At 49.8% G+C, this 17,729-nt stretch carries 11 protein-coding genes; 6 read left to right on the plus strand and 5 right to left on the minus strand.

Features of this window, described 5'->3' with window-relative positions:
• Nucleotides 1–21: 21 nt before the first annotated feature.
• Nucleotides 22–1,401: an MFS transporter gene (locus tag DYA43_RS20665; RefSeq protein WP_020332452.1), complete on the minus strand. Its 1,380-nt coding sequence runs from the start codon at nucleotides 1,399–1,401 to the stop codon at nucleotides 22–24.
• 249 nt (nucleotides 1,402–1,650) lie between these two features.
• Between DYA43_RS20665 and DYA43_RS20670 the strand changes: the two genes are divergently transcribed.
• From DYA43_RS20670 to DYA43_RS20680, 3 genes are read left to right on the plus strand one after another with little or no spacing between them, the layout of a single operon-like run.
• Nucleotides 1,651–2,982: an ABC transporter substrate-binding protein gene (locus tag DYA43_RS20670; protein WP_370446018.1), complete on the plus strand. Its 1,332-nt coding sequence runs from the start codon at nucleotides 1,651–1,653 to the stop codon at nucleotides 2,980–2,982.
• Complete coding sequence (locus tag DYA43_RS20675; protein ID WP_061055556.1) at nucleotides 2,979–5,324, plus strand: sensor histidine kinase; 2,346 nt, start codon at nucleotides 2,979–2,981, stop codon at nucleotides 5,322–5,324. Before DYA43_RS20670 ends, DYA43_RS20675 begins: the two co-directional genes overlap by 4 nt.
• Nucleotides 5,317–6,582, plus strand: coding sequence for a sigma-54-dependent transcriptional regulator (locus tag DYA43_RS20680; protein ID WP_061055557.1), 1,266 nt, complete (start codon nucleotides 5,317–5,319; stop codon nucleotides 6,580–6,582). The genes DYA43_RS20675 and DYA43_RS20680 overlap by 8 nt, the downstream gene beginning before the upstream one ends.
• Here DYA43_RS20680 and DYA43_RS20685 read toward each other — a convergent pair whose 3' ends face one another.
• Nucleotides 6,583–7,203 carry a lysoplasmalogenase gene (locus DYA43_RS20685; protein ID WP_024375215.1) on the minus strand — a complete coding sequence of 207 codons (621 nt, stop codon included), beginning with the start codon at nucleotides 7,201–7,203 and terminating at the stop codon, nucleotides 6,583–6,585.
• A gap of 104 nt (nucleotides 7,204–7,307) precedes the next feature.
• Nucleotides 7,308–8,456, minus strand: a complete 1,149-nt coding sequence (locus DYA43_RS20690) for an iron-containing alcohol dehydrogenase (RefSeq protein ID WP_032082577.1) — start codon at nucleotides 8,454–8,456, stop codon at nucleotides 7,308–7,310.
• A 204-nt stretch (nucleotides 8,457–8,660) separates the two neighbouring features.
• On the opposite strand from DYA43_RS20690, the gene DYA43_RS20695 reads away from it, so the two are divergent.
• The 3 genes from DYA43_RS20695 (at nucleotide 8,661) to DYA43_RS20705 (ending at nucleotide 14,249) form a co-directional block, all read left to right on the plus strand.
• Nucleotides 8,661–9,548 carry an AraC family transcriptional regulator gene (locus DYA43_RS20695; RefSeq protein ID WP_061055558.1) on the plus strand — a complete coding sequence of 296 codons (888 nt, stop codon included), beginning with the start codon at nucleotides 8,661–8,663 and terminating at the stop codon, nucleotides 9,546–9,548.
• 353 nt (nucleotides 9,549–9,901) lie between these two features.
• On the plus strand, nucleotides 9,902–13,048 hold the full coding sequence (locus DYA43_RS20700; RefSeq protein ID WP_061055559.1) for a chitinase C-terminal domain-containing protein: 3,147 nt from the start codon (nucleotides 9,902–9,904) through the stop codon (nucleotides 13,046–13,048).
• Nucleotides 13,049–13,280: 232 nt separating this feature from the next.
• Nucleotides 13,281–14,249, plus strand: a complete 969-nt coding sequence (locus DYA43_RS20705) for a homocysteine S-methyltransferase family protein (RefSeq protein ID WP_020332444.1) — start codon at nucleotides 13,281–13,283, stop codon at nucleotides 14,247–14,249.
• A gap of 45 nt (nucleotides 14,250–14,294) precedes the next feature.
• Here the strand turns inward: DYA43_RS20705 and glgC are convergent, their stop codons facing one another.
• Entirely contained in the window at nucleotides 14,295–15,518 is a 1,224-nt protein-coding gene (glgC, locus tag DYA43_RS20710) for a glucose-1-phosphate adenylyltransferase (protein ID WP_020433140.1), read from the minus strand.
• Nucleotides 15,519–15,681: 163 nt separating this feature from the next.
• Nucleotides 15,682–17,559, minus strand: coding sequence for a sensor domain-containing diguanylate cyclase (locus tag DYA43_RS20715; protein WP_061055560.1), 1,878 nt, complete (start codon nucleotides 17,557–17,559; stop codon nucleotides 15,682–15,684).
• Between the last annotated feature and the right edge of the window lie 170 nt (nucleotides 17,560–17,729).

A 17,729-nucleotide genomic window follows, 5' to 3' on the forward strand; every position in this document is an offset into this window, starting at 1 on the left:
AAGCCCCTGCAAGATCAATAATTAAGAAGCGGTGCTGGTTTGCAGCTTTTTGCCTTCAACGTCGTCGATATCGACCACTTTCTTCGCATTCCAAACGGTGAGAGCAAGCAGAACAGAGACAATACTTGCGGCCAGCCAGAAGTACTGCGCGCTGCTGAAGTCGTACTTTGATACGCCATCCACTTCAGTGATTTTGATCAGCGACGCTGAAATCAGTTCTTGCGCAGAAGCGGCGATGTATGAACATAGGCCAATCAGACCTTTTACTGCGCCCACCGCGTTTTTCGGCATCAGGTCACACGCCATTAAGCCCGCAAGGAAGACAACCAGACCACCGATAGAGAAACCGATCATGCTGAGTGCGGCTGCATCAACGAAGCGGTTGTCCGGGCCGAAGAACATCAGGCACATACCCGCCACGTTAGCCAGTCCGTACATCAGGTTAGGAATATTACGGTTACCTTTGAAGACTTTGTCAGACAAGATACCGGACAAAATTGCGCCCGCCAGACCAGCCGTTGGGTACATGGACATCGCAAAGCCAGCGTCAATCAGTGAGTAACCTTTAGACTCTTGCAGATAGAGAACCGCCCATGAAGACATCGCGTAGCGAGAGATGTACATCGCAGCACAAGCGAAAGCAATCAGCCACACCACCGGTTGTTTGAGAATGAACATCTGTGCACGGCGAGTTTCTTTCGGATCAGAAGCTTTTTTGATCTCTGCTTCTTCACCAAATGCCGACGCCGGATCCGGCAGGCCGTAAGTCTGAGGGCGGTCTTTCAACAGCTTCAACATAATTAGCGCTGCAACTACTGCTGCGATACCCGCGCCGATGAAACCTGCACGCCAACCGAAGTAGCTCACCAGAGATGCTGTCAGAATCCAGGTAATACCTTCGCCGATGTTCCGTGAACCACCCCAGATAGAGTAACGGCTACCACGCTGTGACGGCGAAAACCATTGGAACAGGGATACACAAGAAGGTGCGGAGCCGACAGATTGGAACCAACCGTTCAAGCCCCAAAGCAGAACGAAGAAGAAGCCGACGGTATTCATCCCCATGAAAACGGCGGTAACACCGGAGAACATCAAAGAGATCGACATGAAACGGCCGATGTTCGCATAGTCGGACAAGAAGCCATTGAGGAACTTACCGAATGCGTAGGTAAAGAAGAACGCAGAACCCATGATACCCAGTTCTTCGATGGTGACGATGCCGGCATCCAGCATCGGCTTTTTCACCACGCCAAGGCTCATACGTACGACGTAGAAGACAGCATAACCAAAGATCAGGCCAGAGAAGACCTGCCATTGAAAACTTTTGTAGCGTTTTTGCATCTCCGCACTGGAGCTGTCCGATAACGGCAGATCCGGGCGGGTTTTAAAGAAGTTGAACATAAATGCTCTCCATAAGTAACAACAATAAAGCGGATTACGTGTTTCGGGAGCATCATTGGTGAATTGCGCACAAGGTACAAAATGGCGGATTTGGGGCAAAACTGACCCAACTGACGTACTCAGGCGGGTCAAAAGTGGGAAGTTGACGAGGGGCAATGCGCCAAATATTGATAAAATTCATAATGTGGATGCGTCAGAGTTGACTCAATCTCTGACCAAGCAAATTTTGATGAATTGACGGGTATTTGATTGAACGCACAAAACTTAGGGATTTATCGCTTCGTCCGAGGGATTCGAAGTGGGTTGAGGCTGCGCCATGTGATGGTGCTGAGCTCGCTTATGAGTTCATTAGCGGTGGGCAGTGAACGTGAATTGGTGATCCTGACCACCTTTTCGCGCGAACCTTTGTTGCCCTTAATAGAGGAATTTACCCGCCAATATGAAGGTGTTGATGTTCAGATTGTTCACCGCCGGGCGCAATCGAGCGTGCAATTGCTCAATAAGAGCTACATCAACAATATTGACTTGGTGCTGAGCTCCTCGCCTTACCTGATGCAGCAGTTGGCGGAAAGTGGCCGGCTGGCAATCCTGCCCGATCGTTTTCAGACGCCGGACTGGCTGCATCCGTTTGTGCTGCCGCCGACCAACAAAGTTGTCACCATTGGTTACTCCGGCGCGGGTGTCACCTGGAACAAAGATTATCTGGCCGCCCATCATCTGCCGACGCCGAAGACGTTCGCCGATTTAGCCAACCCGGTGTTTTTTGGCCACGTCACGATGAGCACGCCAGCGCGCTCGGGCACCACGCAGCTGATGGTGGAAAGCGTACTGAAAAAATATGGCTGGGAAGCTGGCTGGCGTTTACTGATGAATGTTGGTGCCAACCTGGGAACTGTCTCCTCCCGCAGTTTTGGCGTCAGTGATTATATCGCGCGCGGCCAATTTGGTGCCGGGCCGACTATTGACAGTTACGCACTGATCCTCGAGCGCAAATTCCCGCACGTTAGTTTTGCCTATGATGATGCGTTTACTCTGATGCCGACATATGTCGCTCAGGTCAGCCAAAAGCAGAACGATGTCTACGCCAAGGCCTTTATTGATCTCTTGATGTCAAAAGGGGTGCAGGCCAACATGGACGCCAATGATTTCTCCAAACATGGCGTCAATGATGATTCGCTGTTCAGTGACAGTTTCACTCGCCTGTCGATGGCGACGATGATGCGCCGCGAAGAGTGCATGAACCTGCTGTTTGATTTGACCATAACCAAACGTCTGCCTGCGCTGAAAGATACCTGGCTGATGATCATCAATGCGCGCGAGCAGTTTAAAAGTCAGCCGGAAGTATTAGCGCGTTTGCTGCAGATAGAGCGCAGCCTGTTTTCTGTTCCTATTACGGAATCGGCGTTGGATGGCGTCATCAATAGTATTTATCCGCTGGCCGATGAACAGGATACCGAATTGCAGGCGAACAAAGCCATGTTGCTGGCCAAGCTGAGTCACGAATGGAAAAAACAGTTGGAAGTCTCGCTGAACCGAGCAAATGCTGACATCAAACAACTGCTGAGAGAAGCGGGCCAATGAGTTTACCCAAGTATCACACTATTGGCGCTCGTTTATTGCTGGCCTTCGGTGCCAGTACCTTGGTGGTGATTGCTGTCTGTCTGGTTGCCTGGTTCAACTGGAACAAACTGGAATCGCAGGTCAGTGAAGTGCTGCAAAAAAGTGTGCCGAAGTTCAATGCCAGTTATGTGCTCGAAAGTCGCAGCTCTGAAATTCGCCGTCGGATACAAATAATCGGCAGTGCCACCAATAAGGTGGTGCTGGATTCTCAGACAGAGCGGCTACAACAAGATTTTCTGGTCATGGATCAGGTGTGGAATACGCTCGCGAATGACAGTGAGGTGCAAACGTTGCGCGTTGGCTATCAACGCTTACGCACCTTTACCGAACGCTACAGCGAGTTAGTCTCGCTGCGTATTGATGTTCAACGCCAGATCGATATGTTGATCGAGCAACTGCAATGGACGCATCAGGACATCAACTGGGAGCTGACGCCACTGCGTCAGGAACTGCAATGGCAACTGGAACGAGGCGACGCAGGGGAAATGTCTGGTGCGTTGCTGGCTAAAATCAATTTGATCCAATCACTGCTGGATAGTGAAGCGCAGATTTACACCTTCTCTCGCGAACTGATGTTGGCCAGCCATCAGACTCAGGTTGAAAACGGGATGAAGGTTTTGCAATACCGACTGGAAGAGCTGCAGACCGCCAGTCAGCCTATTTTCGAGATCCCAGCTTCGATTGCTTACCAACAGATGCTGGGTGAGTTGGCGGAGCTATTGGTCATTGATGGTCCTTTTCATCGGGGAATCAGCCAAATGGTGCGGTTGAACAATGAACTTGATGACCTGATGCAGAACATTCAGCAGCAGCTTTCCGTTCAGCACGCGGAAATCGCCAAGCTGGTCGAGTTGGCGGACAATACATTCACCGATGTGCAGAACGACACCACACAGATGATCCGCGAAGGGAACCGCGTGCTCTTAGCCTGCTTTGGTGTTTCGATCTGTCTGAGTCTGATTCTGGCGTATTACTTTGTGAAACGACGCATTGTGGCTCGGCTGGCCAACCTCAGTAATAGCCTGGATGCGATCATTCACAATGACTTGTCGCACCCTATTGTGGTGGATGGCAAAGATGAAATCGGCAAGCTCAGCAAACAGTTGATTGAGTACGGGCGCAAAGTGGAAGAGATGGAGCGCACTAATGCACTTAGCCTTATCAACAATACTCAGGCGAGTCTGATCACCTGCAATCTGCAAGGTGTGATCGAATCGGCTAACCCAAGTGCTCAAGCCACGCTGAAGCTGGAAGTGGGTAAGCTGCAACAAACACTGTGGCGCTGTTTTCCAGAAAAATTGCGAGCCTCGATCGAAGCTCTGTTTGCTCCCAATGATGACCTGATTAGAAAAGGGGCGCAAAGCGTGACTCTGTCGTTAGGCTGCGAAGAGAAACCGCATTACCTGCGGCTTTACCTGCGCAAGTTCAATCAGGGCCTGAGCGACAAGATCATTGTAACCATTACCGACGTAACGGATCAGGAGCACGCCAATCGGCTGCTTGAAGAACGGGTGCGGGAGAAAACCCGTGACCTGATCGATAAAAACGAGCAGTTGCAGGCTGAAGTGGAAGAGCGTGAACGTGCTGAAGCGTACTTGAAACGCACGCAGAACGAACTGATTCAGGCCGCAAAGATGGCGGTAGTCGGACAAACCATGACCAGCCTTGCACATGAACTTAATCAGCCTCTGAGTGCGATGTCGACCTACCTTTTTACCGCGCGTTTGGCGCTGGAACAGGCAGAACATTCGCAAATAGCCATGAGTCTCGATCAGGTTGAAAGTCTCACTGAGCGAATGGGAAAAATCGTCAATAGCCTGCGTAACTTTGCCCGCAAGAGCCGGGTCGACGAACCGCTGCAAGCGCTCAGTCTGCAACTCGTCGTGGAGCAGGCCTTAACTCTGGTGCAGGCCAAAGCGAAGCGCCAGCAAGTGGCGCTGAGTTCAGAACTTGCGCCGGATCTTCGCGTGATGGGGGATGTGCTCGGATTGGAGCAGGTGCTGATTAACTTACTGGTCAATGGTTGTGATGCCGTCAGTAATAGCGAGGTCAAACGAGTCACCTTAAGTCAGATTGGCAGTGATGATCACTGGCATCGTATTGCGGTTGAAGACTCCGGGGCTGGCTTTGCTCATGACGTCGTCGGACAACTGTTTACACCGTTCACCTCAACCAAAGAGGTGGGCTTGGGCTTGGGGCTGAGTATTTGTCAGTCCCTGATTGAAAAAATGAATGGCAATATTTACCTGGCGTCGACGTTAGACAAAGGGGCAATGGTGGTTTTGGAGCTCGCGCATGACTAAAAGTACGGTGTTATTGATTGATGATGATCAGGATGTGCTCGATTCCTATCAGCACCTGATGGCGATTTCCGGGCTGACTTCAAAAGCGCATTTAGATCCTGTTGAGGCTCTGACTCAGCTCTCTGAAGACTGGAATGGCGTGGTGCTGCTGGATATGTACATGCCGACGATGCATGGTATGGACGTGTTGAAAGCCATTAAGCAGATCGATGAGCGGATCCCGGTGATTGTCGTGACTGGACATGGAGATATCCCTATGGCGGTGGAAGCGGTGAAACTTGGCGCGTGTGACTTTCTCGAAAAGCCGATTAATCCACCTGTATTGCTGACGCTGGTGAAGCAGCATATTGAGCAGCGCAGGCATTACATCGAGCAAAAGATCTCTTTGGTCCGTACCGTGAAACGTGAACTGGTCGGCAAATCCGCCCAGATCGAGCGTATTCGCTCGCATGTGACGCAGTATGCGATGTTGGACAATCACATCGCTATTTGTGGTGAATCCGGCGTAGGGCGTCATACGATTGCCTATCTGGTGCACCAACTTACTTCTGCTGCGCACAGCAATCCTTTGATTGAACTGGCCGTGACGGCAGAGACCAGCACCGAACAACTCGATGATAAAGTTAAACAGGCGCAAGGTGGCACGCTGGTTTTGGATAACGTGGAACAGCTCTCTGAAACGATGCAGCGTCATTTGAGCCGCATTTTGCTGCATCAGGAACGAATGAGCATGCCGAAAGTTCGGGTGATAACTATTATCGGGCCGGATCCGGAGCAATTGATTGCAGAGGATCGGTTACTGCCGGAGCTCTATTATCTGCTGAATCAAGGCACGATTGACGTGCCGTTGCTGCGTCATCGTCCGGATGATATTGCTGCGTTATTCCATTATTTCCTCAAACAAAGCTGTCATAAGCTTGGTAAATCAATGCCTTCGGTTGACAGCAGTTATCTGGCGCTGCTGCGTGCCCATCAATGGCCGGGAAATGTTCGAGAGCTGCGCAACGTTGCGGAGTTGTATGCCATCGGCATCGTTAAACTGACGGGTAAAGAGCGAATTTACAATCAAGTGGAGATGACCTCTCCGCTTGATGAACTGGTGGATGATTATGAGAAGCAGATTATCGAAGATGCGTTGTTTCTCTATTCGGGGCGCGTAGCGGATGCGGCCAATTACTTGCAAATCCCGCGTAAGAAACTCTACCTGCGCATGAAAAAACACGGTCTGGAAAAAGAAGAGTTCAAATCAAAAGGCTGATCAGGAATCGAGTACCGACAGCGTGAGTAGCGCCTGTGCTGTGTAGTAGGTGAACATCACGACATGGCGCGAGAACTTGGACGACGAGCGGAAACGATCGATAGCCAGCACCAGATCCGACACCATAAAGATGCAGGCGCCGGTGAATGCCAGACGGGCGGAACTGCTGTTGTAACTGAGCCAGTATTCTGCGGTGGCGGAGCCCATCGCAACAATAATCAGAATGTAAATGGCAACGGGCAACGTCATGGTGCCTAGGTTAGGCAGGAGCAGTAAAAAGGCCAGAATCCCGAGAGCCAGGATCATGACGGGTATCCACCAGGATATGGTGTTCACCATGCCAATAAAACCAAGAACATAGCAGATGTGGGCAAGCAGGAAGCTGCTCAGGCCGCTGATAAATTTATCTTTGGGAAGAGAAAGCAGTACATCGCCAATGGCGGAGAGAATCAAACCACTGAATATCCAGAATGCAAGGTTGGCATCCACCGTCGGATTGAGCGTAATTAGAGCCGCCATCAATAAAACGGGTAGGGGCTTTGAGCCATAAAATAGCCAACGCGGCCCGCGTTCTATGGTGAACAGGTGAATGCTAGACAGCAGCAGGATGGTTGGCCACATGTGATTTCCCAAAAAATAAAGGCAGCGCGAATGCGCTGCCAAATATTAACAGGAATACTAGGGTTATAGTAGGCCTTTAACTTATTGTTAGCTTTGTCAGAGACTTACACTAAAGCACTGGAAAGAATTTCACGTGATTCTTTGAGTGTGATCGCGTGGTTTTCGCCCAGTTTCAGCATGCCGTGACTTTCCAATTGAGCGATGACCGCGTCAACCGCTTCAGTGTGAGACAAGCCGTGGTCGGCAAACTGAGTCGCTACATTCAGCTCATGATAGAAGGCTTCAATCGCATCGATGGTGCGTTCAGCGAGATCTGCCGTCTGCTCCAGACCAAATACGTTTTTGCCCATCTGCTCCAGTTTTGCACGTTTCGCTTCAATCTGATTACGCAGTAAAGAAGGTTGAACGATAGCCAGAGAACGAGCGTGGTCCACATGCCACAGTGCTGTCAGTTCATGACCAATCATGTGAGTTGCCCAGTCTTGTGGCACCCCAGTACCAATCAGACCGTTCAGCGCCTGGTTGGCAGTCCACATCAGGTTTGCGCGCCATGAATCGTTGTCACGACCTGCAAAGTTACGGCCCAGCACTAGCAGATTTTTCAGCAACGTTTCCGCGTAACCGTCTTGAACCATCGCATCAGCTGGCAGAGTGATGTACTGCTCGCATACGTGTACCCAAGCGTCAACGATACCGTTAATCAGTTGGCGTTCAGGCAAAGTTTTCATCACGTCCGGATCCATTACCGCAAATGTTGGCTGCACGAATTTAGACATAAATGCCAGTTTGTCTTGCGTTTCCGCTTTGGTGATTACAGCACCTGAGTTCGATTCCGAACCGGTTGCTGGCAGAGTCAGGATCGCACCGATTGATGTTGCGTCAGACACAGCGTGTTTGCCGGTAAGAATATCCCAACCGTCACCGTTGTATTTGGCTGCTGCAGCAACGTATTTAGAACCATCAATAACTGAACCACCACCAACGGCAAGAATGTAGTCGATACCTTGTTCTTTGACGATCGCGACGGCTTTGTCCAGTGTTTCTTTTGTTGGGTTTGGCTCAACGCCTGAAAATTCGACCCAAGTGTGGTCTTTCAGCGCGGCAACCACTTGGTCGTAAACGCCGTTACGTTTGATCGAGCCTCCGCCGTAGATCACCAGAACTTTTTGATTTTGTGGAATTTCGTTCTGAATCTTTGCGATTTGCGCCTGACCAAAATGAATACGTGTAGGGTTAACATAGGTAAATTGCATTGTTCTCACCTCGTGCATCAAAAAAGGGGGAAATTTCCCCCAAAGGCAGTGTTTCCTGATCCACGCGCTACACATGTTCAGGGAGTTACGAAATGCATAATAGTCTTTGATTGTTACTCTTAATAGAGCGATTCCTGTAAATAAATTGCCTATTTCTACAAGATGTGGCAATTTGGCGCGATATTGAATACGGAGTGAACAAGCATGACTGAGTTGGCTGAACTGATGCAACATTATGTTGAGCGTCAATCATTACATCAATTAGAAGGCATTGCTGAAACCGAGATTCCGGGCGTCTGGTTTTATCGCAGTAGTGCTGGTAATCAGCGTCGTCCGTTTATCTATCAGTCGGGCATCATCATTCTCGGTCAGGGGCAGAAAAACATCCACATCGGACCCAACCCGGTGCAATACGGCCCGAATGACTATTTGGTGGTTGGCGTTCCGATGCCGCTGGAATGCGAGGCGATTGTCGAAGATGGCAAACCCATGTTGGGTTTGAGTATCGATATTGATCATTCGATTCTGCTTAAACAGGTCGACATGTTGGAACAGGCAGGTTTCAAACCGTGCAATCAGGATAAAGAGAATCAGTGTGGCCTGAAATCGGTGCGAATGGGTGAAGAGATGCTCAATACCTGTAAACGATTAATGAATGCTCTCAATGACGGTTTGGAAGCGCAAATTCTCGGTTCGTCACTGATGGAAGAGATGGTGTATCGTGCGTTGACCAGTTGCGAAGGCCATGTTTTGTTCGACCTGGCCCATCATGAGGGGCATTACGCACGTGTTGCGAAAGCGCTGAGTAAAGTGCACCGCGAATATGATCAGCAGTTAACGGTGCAATTACTGGCGGAAGAGGCCAATATGAGCGTCTCTGCGTTCCATCAGGCATTTCGCGGTGTGACGATGGAATCGCCTTTGCAGTACCTGAAAAAAGTTCGCTTGAATAAAGCGAAAGAGTTGATTCAGGTTGAAGGCAAACGGGTGAACGATGCGGCGCGTTTAGTTGGTTACACCAGTCCGTCGCAGTTCAGTCGCGAATATAAACGTCATTTTAATGAAACGCCACGAGGTGCCAAAGCGGCATAAAAGGGGAAGTGTATCTGCGAATGTTTACTCTTTTCTAACATTTGCATCGCGACCATACTCTCTCTACCCCTATAGAGCATTCGATGTGCTCCTGATTGAGATGCCCGTATTTATCGTTAGATACGGGCTTTTTTTTGTTTCCATGAATACCAAAAATTTAGTTGTTGCTGCAAATTAACACTGTGACATTTGTGTGATTTGGCGTTCTGTTTGCGAGTGATTTTGAAGTTTTGCACTTTACTCGGTGCCAAATTCGCCAACTCACCTAAAGTTGTTTTACGAAAAAAATTAAAGTTTTCAGAGTAAGGACTGAAAGCTTTATTCCCGTGAAACAATAACTTAAGGAAATGAAAATGCGCTTAGATCGAGCTAAGGTGACGAAGAGTATCTTTACTCTCAGCACTTTGACGGCTTCGTGCCTGATGGCGTTCAACAGCTATGCAGCGGTAGATTGTTCTTCGCTAAATGAGTGGCAAGCTGGCACCATTTACAATGGCGGTGATCAGGTTCAATACAAGGGTTCAGCTTATCAGGCCAATTACTGGACTCAAAACCAAGACCCGGAGCAATTCTCGGGCGATTACGCACAGTGGAAACTTCTCGACACTTGTACGACTGGCGGCGGCAGCGAAAACCAAGCGCCATCGGCAACGTTAACTTCTCCTTCGGCAACAGATGCGCTGACGGTGGGTGATGCGGTCACGCTGGCTGCGAATGCAGCAGACAGCGATGGCACTGTCGCCAACGTAGATTTTCTGGTGGACGGCGTTGTAGTCGGTCAGGCAACGTCAGCACCTTACAGCGTTGTTTGGACAGCGGTTACAGGCAGTCATCAAATCAGCGCCATTGCGTATGATGATAAAGGTCTGGCGAGCGTTGCGAGCCAAGTTACGGTATCGGTTAGTGACAGTACACAACCGGGTAATGAAGCGCCGAGTGTGAGCCTGGCCTTGTCTGCGACGAGCGTCGATGTCGGCGGCGTAGTGACCTTAACCGCTAATGCGGCCGATGCTGATGGCACGGTAGATAAAGTTGATTTCTATGTGGCCGGCACGCTGGTTGGCACCGCCGCCACTGCGCCTTACACACTCGACTACACAACGACCAAATCCGGCTCACTGGCAGTCTTTGCACGCGCAACAGACAACCTGGGCGCAACAACTGACTCGGCGCTAAGCACTCTGAGCGTGGCGGCAGGGCCTGTGGTGAGTAATTGTCGTCCGGATGGTCTGTATCAAACCGAAGGGGTAAACGTACCTTACTGTACGGTTTACGATGAAGATGGCCGCGAGAAAATGGGCGCGGACCACCCACGCCGTGTCATTGGCTACTTCACCAGTTGGCGTGCCGGAGACGACGATCAAACGGCGTATCTGGTTAAAGATATTCCTTGGGAACAGCTCACACACATTAACTATGCCTTCGTCAGTATCGGTTCAGATGGCAAAGTGAACATCGGGGATGTTAATGATCCGAATAACGCAGCAGTGGGAAAAGAGTGGAATGGTGTTGAGATTGACCCGACACTTGGCTTCAAAGGGCACTTCGGTGCGCTGGCCACATACAAGCAGAAATACGGTGTGAAAACGCTGATTTCGATTGGCGGTTGGGCAGAAACCGGCGGTCATTTTGATAACAGTGGTAACCGTGTTGCGGACGGCGGCTTCTACACCATGACGACCAATGCTGACGGTTCAATCAACCAGCAAGGTATCGAAACATTCGCCAATTCAGCCGTAGAAATGATGCGTAAATATCGTTTTGATGGTCTGGATATCGACTACGAATACCCAACGTCGATGGCTGGCGCGGGTAACCCGGACGACAAAGCTTTCTCTGAATCTCGTCGTGCTTACCTGATGAATTCCTACCACGAATTGATGCGTGTGCTGCGTGAAAAACTGGATGTCGCCAGCTCGCAAGATGGCACGCACTACATGCTGACCATTGCGGCGCCTTCCTCAGCTTACTTACTGCGCGGCATGGAAACCATGGCGGTGACGAAGTACCTCGACTACGTCAACATCATGTCTTATGACTTACACGGTGCGTGGAACGATCACGTGGGTCACAACGCCGCGCTGTATGACACAGGTAAAGATTCTGAACTGGCACAGTGGAACGTGTACGGCACTGCGCAGTATAGCGGCATTGGTTATCTGAACACCGACTGGGCATTCCACTATTTCCGTGGTTCGATGCCTGCGGGACGTATCAACATCGGTGTTCCGTACTATACCCGTGGCTGGCAAGGCGTAACGGGTGGTGACAATGGCTTATGGGGGCGTGCTGCGTTGCCTAATCAGAGCGACTGTCCGGCTGGAACTGGTGAAGGTGAGAAGAACAACTGTGGTTACGGCGCAACAGGCCTGGACAACATGTGGCATGACGTTAACGCCGCTGGCGATGAAATGGGCGCGGGTTCTAACCCAATGTGGCATGCGAAGAACCTGGAGCATGGTATTTGGGGTTCTTACCTGGCCGCCTATGGTCTGGATCCGGCAACGGCTCCGCTGGTGGGCACCTATGCGCGTCATTACGATAACGTAGCGGTAGCGCCTTGGCTGTGGAATGCGGAGAAGAAAGTCTTCCTTTCAACTGAAGACAAGCAGTCTATCGATGTCAAAGCGGATTACGTTATCGATAAAGAGATCGGCGGCATCATGTTCTGGGAACTGGCGGGCGATTACAACTGTTACGTGTTGGACGCGAATGGTCAGCGCACCAGTGTGGATGCCTCTGAGCAGGCGTGTGCAAGCGGTCAGGGTGAATACCACATGGGTAACACGATGACCAAAGCCATCTACGACAAGTTCAAAGTGGCGACGCCATACGGTAACAAAGTCGCGACTGGCGCGATCCCTACAGAAACCGTGGACATCACTGTTTCGATTGCCGGCTTTAAAGTGGGTGATCAGAACTATCCGATCAACCCGAAAATTACCTTCACCAACAACAGCGGTGTGGAGATCCCAGGAGGTACAGAGTTCCAGTTTGATATCCCGGTTTCTTCGCCAGACAATGCCAAAGATCAATCAGGCGCAGGCCTGAGTGTGATTGCTTCAGGCCATACTCGCGCTGACAATATCGGAGGACTGGATGGTACGATGCACCGCGTTGCGTTCTCTCTGCCAGCGTGGAAAACACTGCCAGCAGGCGATAGCTATGAGTTGGATATGGTGTATTACCTGCCAATCTCCGGCCCAGCTAACTACAGCGTGAAGATCAACGGCGTGGACTACGCATTCAAGTTTGAGCAGCCTGAGCTACCTGTTGCTGATTTGTCTGCGGGTAACGGCGGTAACACTGGCGGTGGTGATACGGGTGGTGGTACGACTCAACCGGGTGATGTAGTTGAGTGGGTTCCGGGATCAACACAAGTCAGCAATGGCACAACAGTTAGCTATAGCGGTAAATGCTTTATCGCGAAAAACAGCCCTGGTGTGTGGGAAAGCCCAACACAAACCAACTGGTTCTGGGAAGAGGTCACCTGTCCTTAATGGGTAGATGAGTCCATGAAAACCGCCTTTCGAGGCGGTTTTTTTATTTTTCTATCTGAAAACTGCGAAAGAATGACTTATGTTGACTATATTGTCATTTAAGGGCGGTGGTAAGTCTACTGCCAGCCTCAGTGTGAACAGAAAATCCCAACAAGAAGTTGCCGCTTAGCAACCGAGTGGTTCGGTTCGTCGCACCACAAACACCCCGTAAAGCGTTTTACAAGGAGGGGGTATGGCGAAATATCGACAAGCGTTGCCGCAGCTGCAACACAGTTTCTTTATGACGGATGGTGGCCTTGAAACCACGCTTATCTATCTCGACAATTGTGAACTTCCGTATTTCGCGGCGTTCCTGTTGTTCCAGTCTGAAGAGGGAGAAGAGGCGCTGCGGCGCTACTTCAAATCTTATGCTGAACTTGCTCGCAAACACGAAATTGGTTTGATCCTGGAAACCGCTACCTGGCGTTCCAATCCATACTGGGGCGGAATTCTGGGGTACAGTCTGGCAGAGCTGGAAGAAGAGAATCGTAAGGCCGTCAGTTTGCTGCTGGATGTGCGTCAGGAATATGAGTCATCACATACACCAGTGGTCATCAGTGGCTGCATTGGTCCGCGAGGGGACGGCTATGTCGCCGAAGAGCGAATGTCTGACGAGGAAGCCGAGGATTACCACGAATTTCAGATCCATACGTTTGCGGAAACGGCGGCGGATATGGTCACCGCATTGACACTGACCTACGCTGATGAAGCGATCGGCATAGTACGCGCAGCCAAACGCATGCACATACCGGTTGTCATTTCATTTACCGTCGAAACGGACGGGCGTCTCCCATCGGGTCAATTACTCTCAGCGGCGATTCAACAGGTCGACCTGGAAACCCAATTCTATCCGGCTTATTACATGATTAATTGCGCCCATCCGCAGCATTTTATCGCTGCGGTCAGCACCGACGATCTTTGGGTCAGGCGAATTCATGGTGTTCGTGCCAATGCCTCCAAACTGAGTCATTCTGAACTCAATGAATGTGAAGAACTGGATGATGGTGATCCGGTAGAGCTGAGCGAGGATTACAGTCGGCTGCTAGGTAAGCAGCTGACTAACGTTAATATTGTCGGTGGATGTTGTGGGACCGATCAACGGCACGTTGATCATATTGTGTCGGCGTGTCTGCCAGTATTTCTGCGTAGAGCTAGCTCATGAATGACTAAGCCTTAACGCACGCTGTTAAGGCTTAGATGAGGTCAGTTATTGTTTCTGGAACTGATAGCTTTCCGGAACAACCACAATGCCTTTTTCAGAGATCTGAAAACGCTGTGCATCTTCGATGCGATTGAGGCCGATTTGCGTGTGTGGCGGAATTTTCACGTGTTTATCGATGATGCAGTTCACCAGTTGGCAACCGTCGCCCACTTCAACATCATCAAACAGAATACTGTCGACGATTGTCGCGCCGTCGTTAATGCGTACGCCGGAAGAAACAATCGAGTGCTGCACCGAGCCACCGGAGTTAATCACGCCATTTGAAATGATCGAGTTGATGAAAATACCTTCGTTTCCTGTCGCGGATGACACGGTGCGTGCAGGGGGAAGCTGTGGCTCGTAAGTGCGAATAGCCCAGTTTTTCTGGTACAGGTTCATCGGTGGTACGGGTTCCAGCAGGTCCATGTTCGCTTCATAGAAAGAATCGATGGTGCCAACATCTCGCCAGTAACAGTCTTTGGCTACACGACCTTTATCGTTGCCGAATTGATACGCGTAAACGCTGCGTGTCGGAATCAGCTTAGGAATGATGTCTTTACCGAAATCATGACTGGAACAGCTGTTTTCCGAATCTTCGTTCAGTGCCTGCTGCAGAGTATCCATGTTGAAAATATAGATACCCATAGAAGCGAGGCTACGGTCAGGTTGTGAAGGCATTGATGGGGGATCGCTCGGCTTCTCAACAAATGACGTAATACGGTGTTCATCATCGATCGCCATGACACCGAACGCTTTGGCTTCTTCTCGCGGCACATCCATACAGGCGATGGTCAGTGTGGCACCTTTTTCGATGTGTTCTTCAAGCATGGCAGCGTAATCCATCCGATAGATATGGTCACCAGAAAGAACAACAACGTGTTTGGCGTCGCTGCGTGAAAGCAGCCACATATTATGGAACAACGCATCTGCGGTTCCTTCGTACCATTTACCACCTTTACGCATTTGTGGGGGGACCACAGTGATGAACTCGCCCAATTCGGGGTTGAAAATGGACCATCCATCGCGCAGGTGTTTCTGCAATGAGTGCGATTTGTATTGTGTCAGCACCAGAATTCGGCGTAAGCCGGAGTGAAGACAGTTAGTGAGGGTAAAATCGATGATCCGGTATTTGCCGCCAAACGGTACCGCTGGCTTAGCCCGGTCATCGGTGAGGGGGGAAAGTCGTGAGCCCATACCGCCGGCCAAAACGACTGCTAAGGTATCTTGCATCTTTTACTCCCTAATTATGTGCAATTCATAACCACTTTAGAGAGTAGTACAAGTTTCACGCCACAATTGGAAAGTCCGTCAAATATAGCGGTATATTAGTTAAGTTGTCGCTAATGCACTTAAATGGCGCAAAAATAGCGCAAAATTTGCACCTAATTAGTGCTTAAGCGAACTGTTCCATTTCCGTGCTGGTCAGTATCGAAATGACGTTGCGGCCGCACTCTTTGGACTCATACAGCGCCATGTCAGCACGCTGATACACTTCTTCCGGAATCTCTGTAATATCAGTGACTCCGCCGCTGATTGATAATGATTCTTGATGCAGATTAAACACCGCTAAGCGCAGGCGATTGAGCACCGCTTCAGCTTCTTCAATCGGCGTATGAGGGAGGATGATGGCAAATTCTTCGCCACCAATTCGTGCAAGGAAATCCGATTCACGCAGTTCATTGCGCAAACATTGGGCAACTTCAACAATCGTTTTATCCCCTTTTGCGTGCCCGAACTTATCATTGATACGTTTAAAGTGGTCAATATCAATGATTGCCAGACAAGACTGCTCATGGGCAGGGTAGCGTTTCACCCGAACACACTCGGAACGAAACTCCTGATCAAATTTTCGTCGGTTCCAGATGTTTGTCAGGCCGTCTTTCTCACTCTGATCGCGAAGCTGATCTTCAAGCTGCTTTCGCTCGGTAATATCAACAAAGGAGGCAACATAAAACTGAATCACCTCTTCGTCGTCCAGAATGGTCTGGATACGCAGGATTTCAGTTTGCATTGAACCATCTTTACGCTTGTTCACCACTTCACCTTCCCAGAATCCATCTTCTTGCAGGGCTTTCCACATTTCCAGATAGAACTGGGGATCATGTTTACCCGACGCAAACATTGACGGCTGGTGGCCTTCTACCTCTTCGAATGAATAGCCACTCAGACGTGTGAACTCGTTGTTGACTTTGATGATGCGATTTTGTTTATCGGTAATGATCACCGCTGACATACCGTTCATTGCCGCGCGAGCCAGTTTACTCTCAATGCTGTTTTTCTGGTGGTTGTTGTTCCAAAGCACGAATATCGAGGCAATCAGGCTGATTAACGCAAACAGCGCGAACATCTGCACCGTTAAGGTGTTCTTATTGATGCGCACAAATTGGCGAATCTCGCTGCTTTCGACTTTATCCAGAAGCACCACCGTAGGCATGTTCGACAGAGCGGTATTAAGCGAAACCTTCACGAAACTGTACCACTGACCGTGGTCTGAAACGGTGCCTTGATCGTATGACATCAGCGTTGCCCATAGTATTGGGTATTGCTGTGCGACATTGGTATAGGGTTGCTCTGCGTCAGTCTTGCGTTGGCTCATTAAAACATCGCCACTCAGGTTAAGGATATCCGGTAGCGGTTCCGTGTTGCTGCTGCCTGCGATTTGTTGATAGATGTAGGTCAGGTTGATATTAGCGACAAAATAGCCCTGGCGCTGTCCATCCAGCTCTATCGGGGCGACAAAATGCAGTGATGGTTTTATCGGAGTCATCTGCTGGCCAGTTGACTGCATACCAAATACGCCAATTTGACCCGTCTTAAGGCTTTGCCCATAAAGAAAGTAATCTTGTTTCGCGCGGTTTTGCAGATAAGAACCGTTCAGTATCTGCGCCTGGCCGTCTTCATAGTCAACGCGTATTTGTTCTTGCCCATGAGTATCAATGAAACGTAAACAGGAGTAGAAACCTTGAGCGCGGGCAACCAGCAACCAGAAATCTTCAACGCTGGCGACGTTAAGTAGGGAAGGCTGACGCACGGCCTGATGAAAAATGCCGTTGTTGATCAGCGTGGATATCGATTTGTATGATTCGTTTAGCGATGAGACCAGCTCGTGCTTGCTAAATTCCAGCTTGACCCGATGTTTCTGCTCGATGAGGGCGATCGCGCGTTCATCCAACTTTTTGAACTCTTGGATGAAGTAGAGAGAAGGAACGAACCCAATGACAAACAGCACGATCAGAAATTGGCTGAAAGATTTAGCAAATGAAGAAGACATGGCGGTTTAATCAAATAATCAGGCGCACAGTATATCGCTTGTAAATGAGATTTCGCTTCCAATTTTTCCAGATCGTGGCTTAGCTCAAACTTAAATGGTCACTTTTTGACATATCTACCCGATGCATATGCGAGCGCGAATTATTCTCACGAATAATAGGGTCATTATTG

The sequence above is a fragment of the Vibrio fluvialis genome, assembly GCF_900460245.1.
Taxonomy (GTDB): domain Bacteria; phylum Pseudomonadota; class Gammaproteobacteria; order Enterobacterales; family Vibrionaceae; genus Vibrio; species Vibrio fluvialis.

Bases quoted from the DNA above. Each gene is read 5' to 3' on its own strand.
- DYA43_RS20665 (WP_020332452.1), bottom strand. From the start codon at position 1,401: ATGTTCAACTTCTTTAAAACCCGCCCGGATCTGCCGTTATCGGACAGC.
- DYA43_RS20675 (WP_061055556.1), top strand. From the start codon at position 2,979: ATGAGTTTACCCAAGTATCACACTATTGGCGCTCGTTTATTGCTGGCC.
- DYA43_RS20680 (WP_061055557.1), top strand. From the start codon at position 5,317: ATGACTAAAAGTACGGTGTTATTGATTGATGATGATCAGGATGTGCTC.
- DYA43_RS20685 (WP_024375215.1), bottom strand. From the start codon at position 7,203: ATGTGGCCAACCATCCTGCTGCTGTCTAGCATTCACCTGTTCACCATA.
- DYA43_RS20690 (WP_032082577.1), bottom strand. From the start codon at position 8,456: ATGCAATTTACCTATGTTAACCCTACACGTATTCATTTTGGTCAGGCG.
- DYA43_RS20695 (WP_061055558.1), top strand. From the start codon at position 8,661: ATGACTGAGTTGGCTGAACTGATGCAACATTATGTTGAGCGTCAATCA.
- DYA43_RS20700 (WP_061055559.1), top strand. From the start codon at position 9,902: ATGCGCTTAGATCGAGCTAAGGTGACGAAGAGTATCTTTACTCTCAGC.
- DYA43_RS20705 (WP_020332444.1), top strand. From the start codon at position 13,281: ATGGCGAAATATCGACAAGCGTTGCCGCAGCTGCAACACAGTTTCTTT.
- glgC (WP_020433140.1), bottom strand. From the start codon at position 15,518: ATGCAAGATACCTTAGCAGTCGTTTTGGCCGGCGGTATGGGCTCACGA.
- DYA43_RS20715 (WP_061055560.1), bottom strand. From the start codon at position 17,559: ATGTCTTCTTCATTTGCTAAATCTTTCAGCCAATTTCTGATCGTGCTG.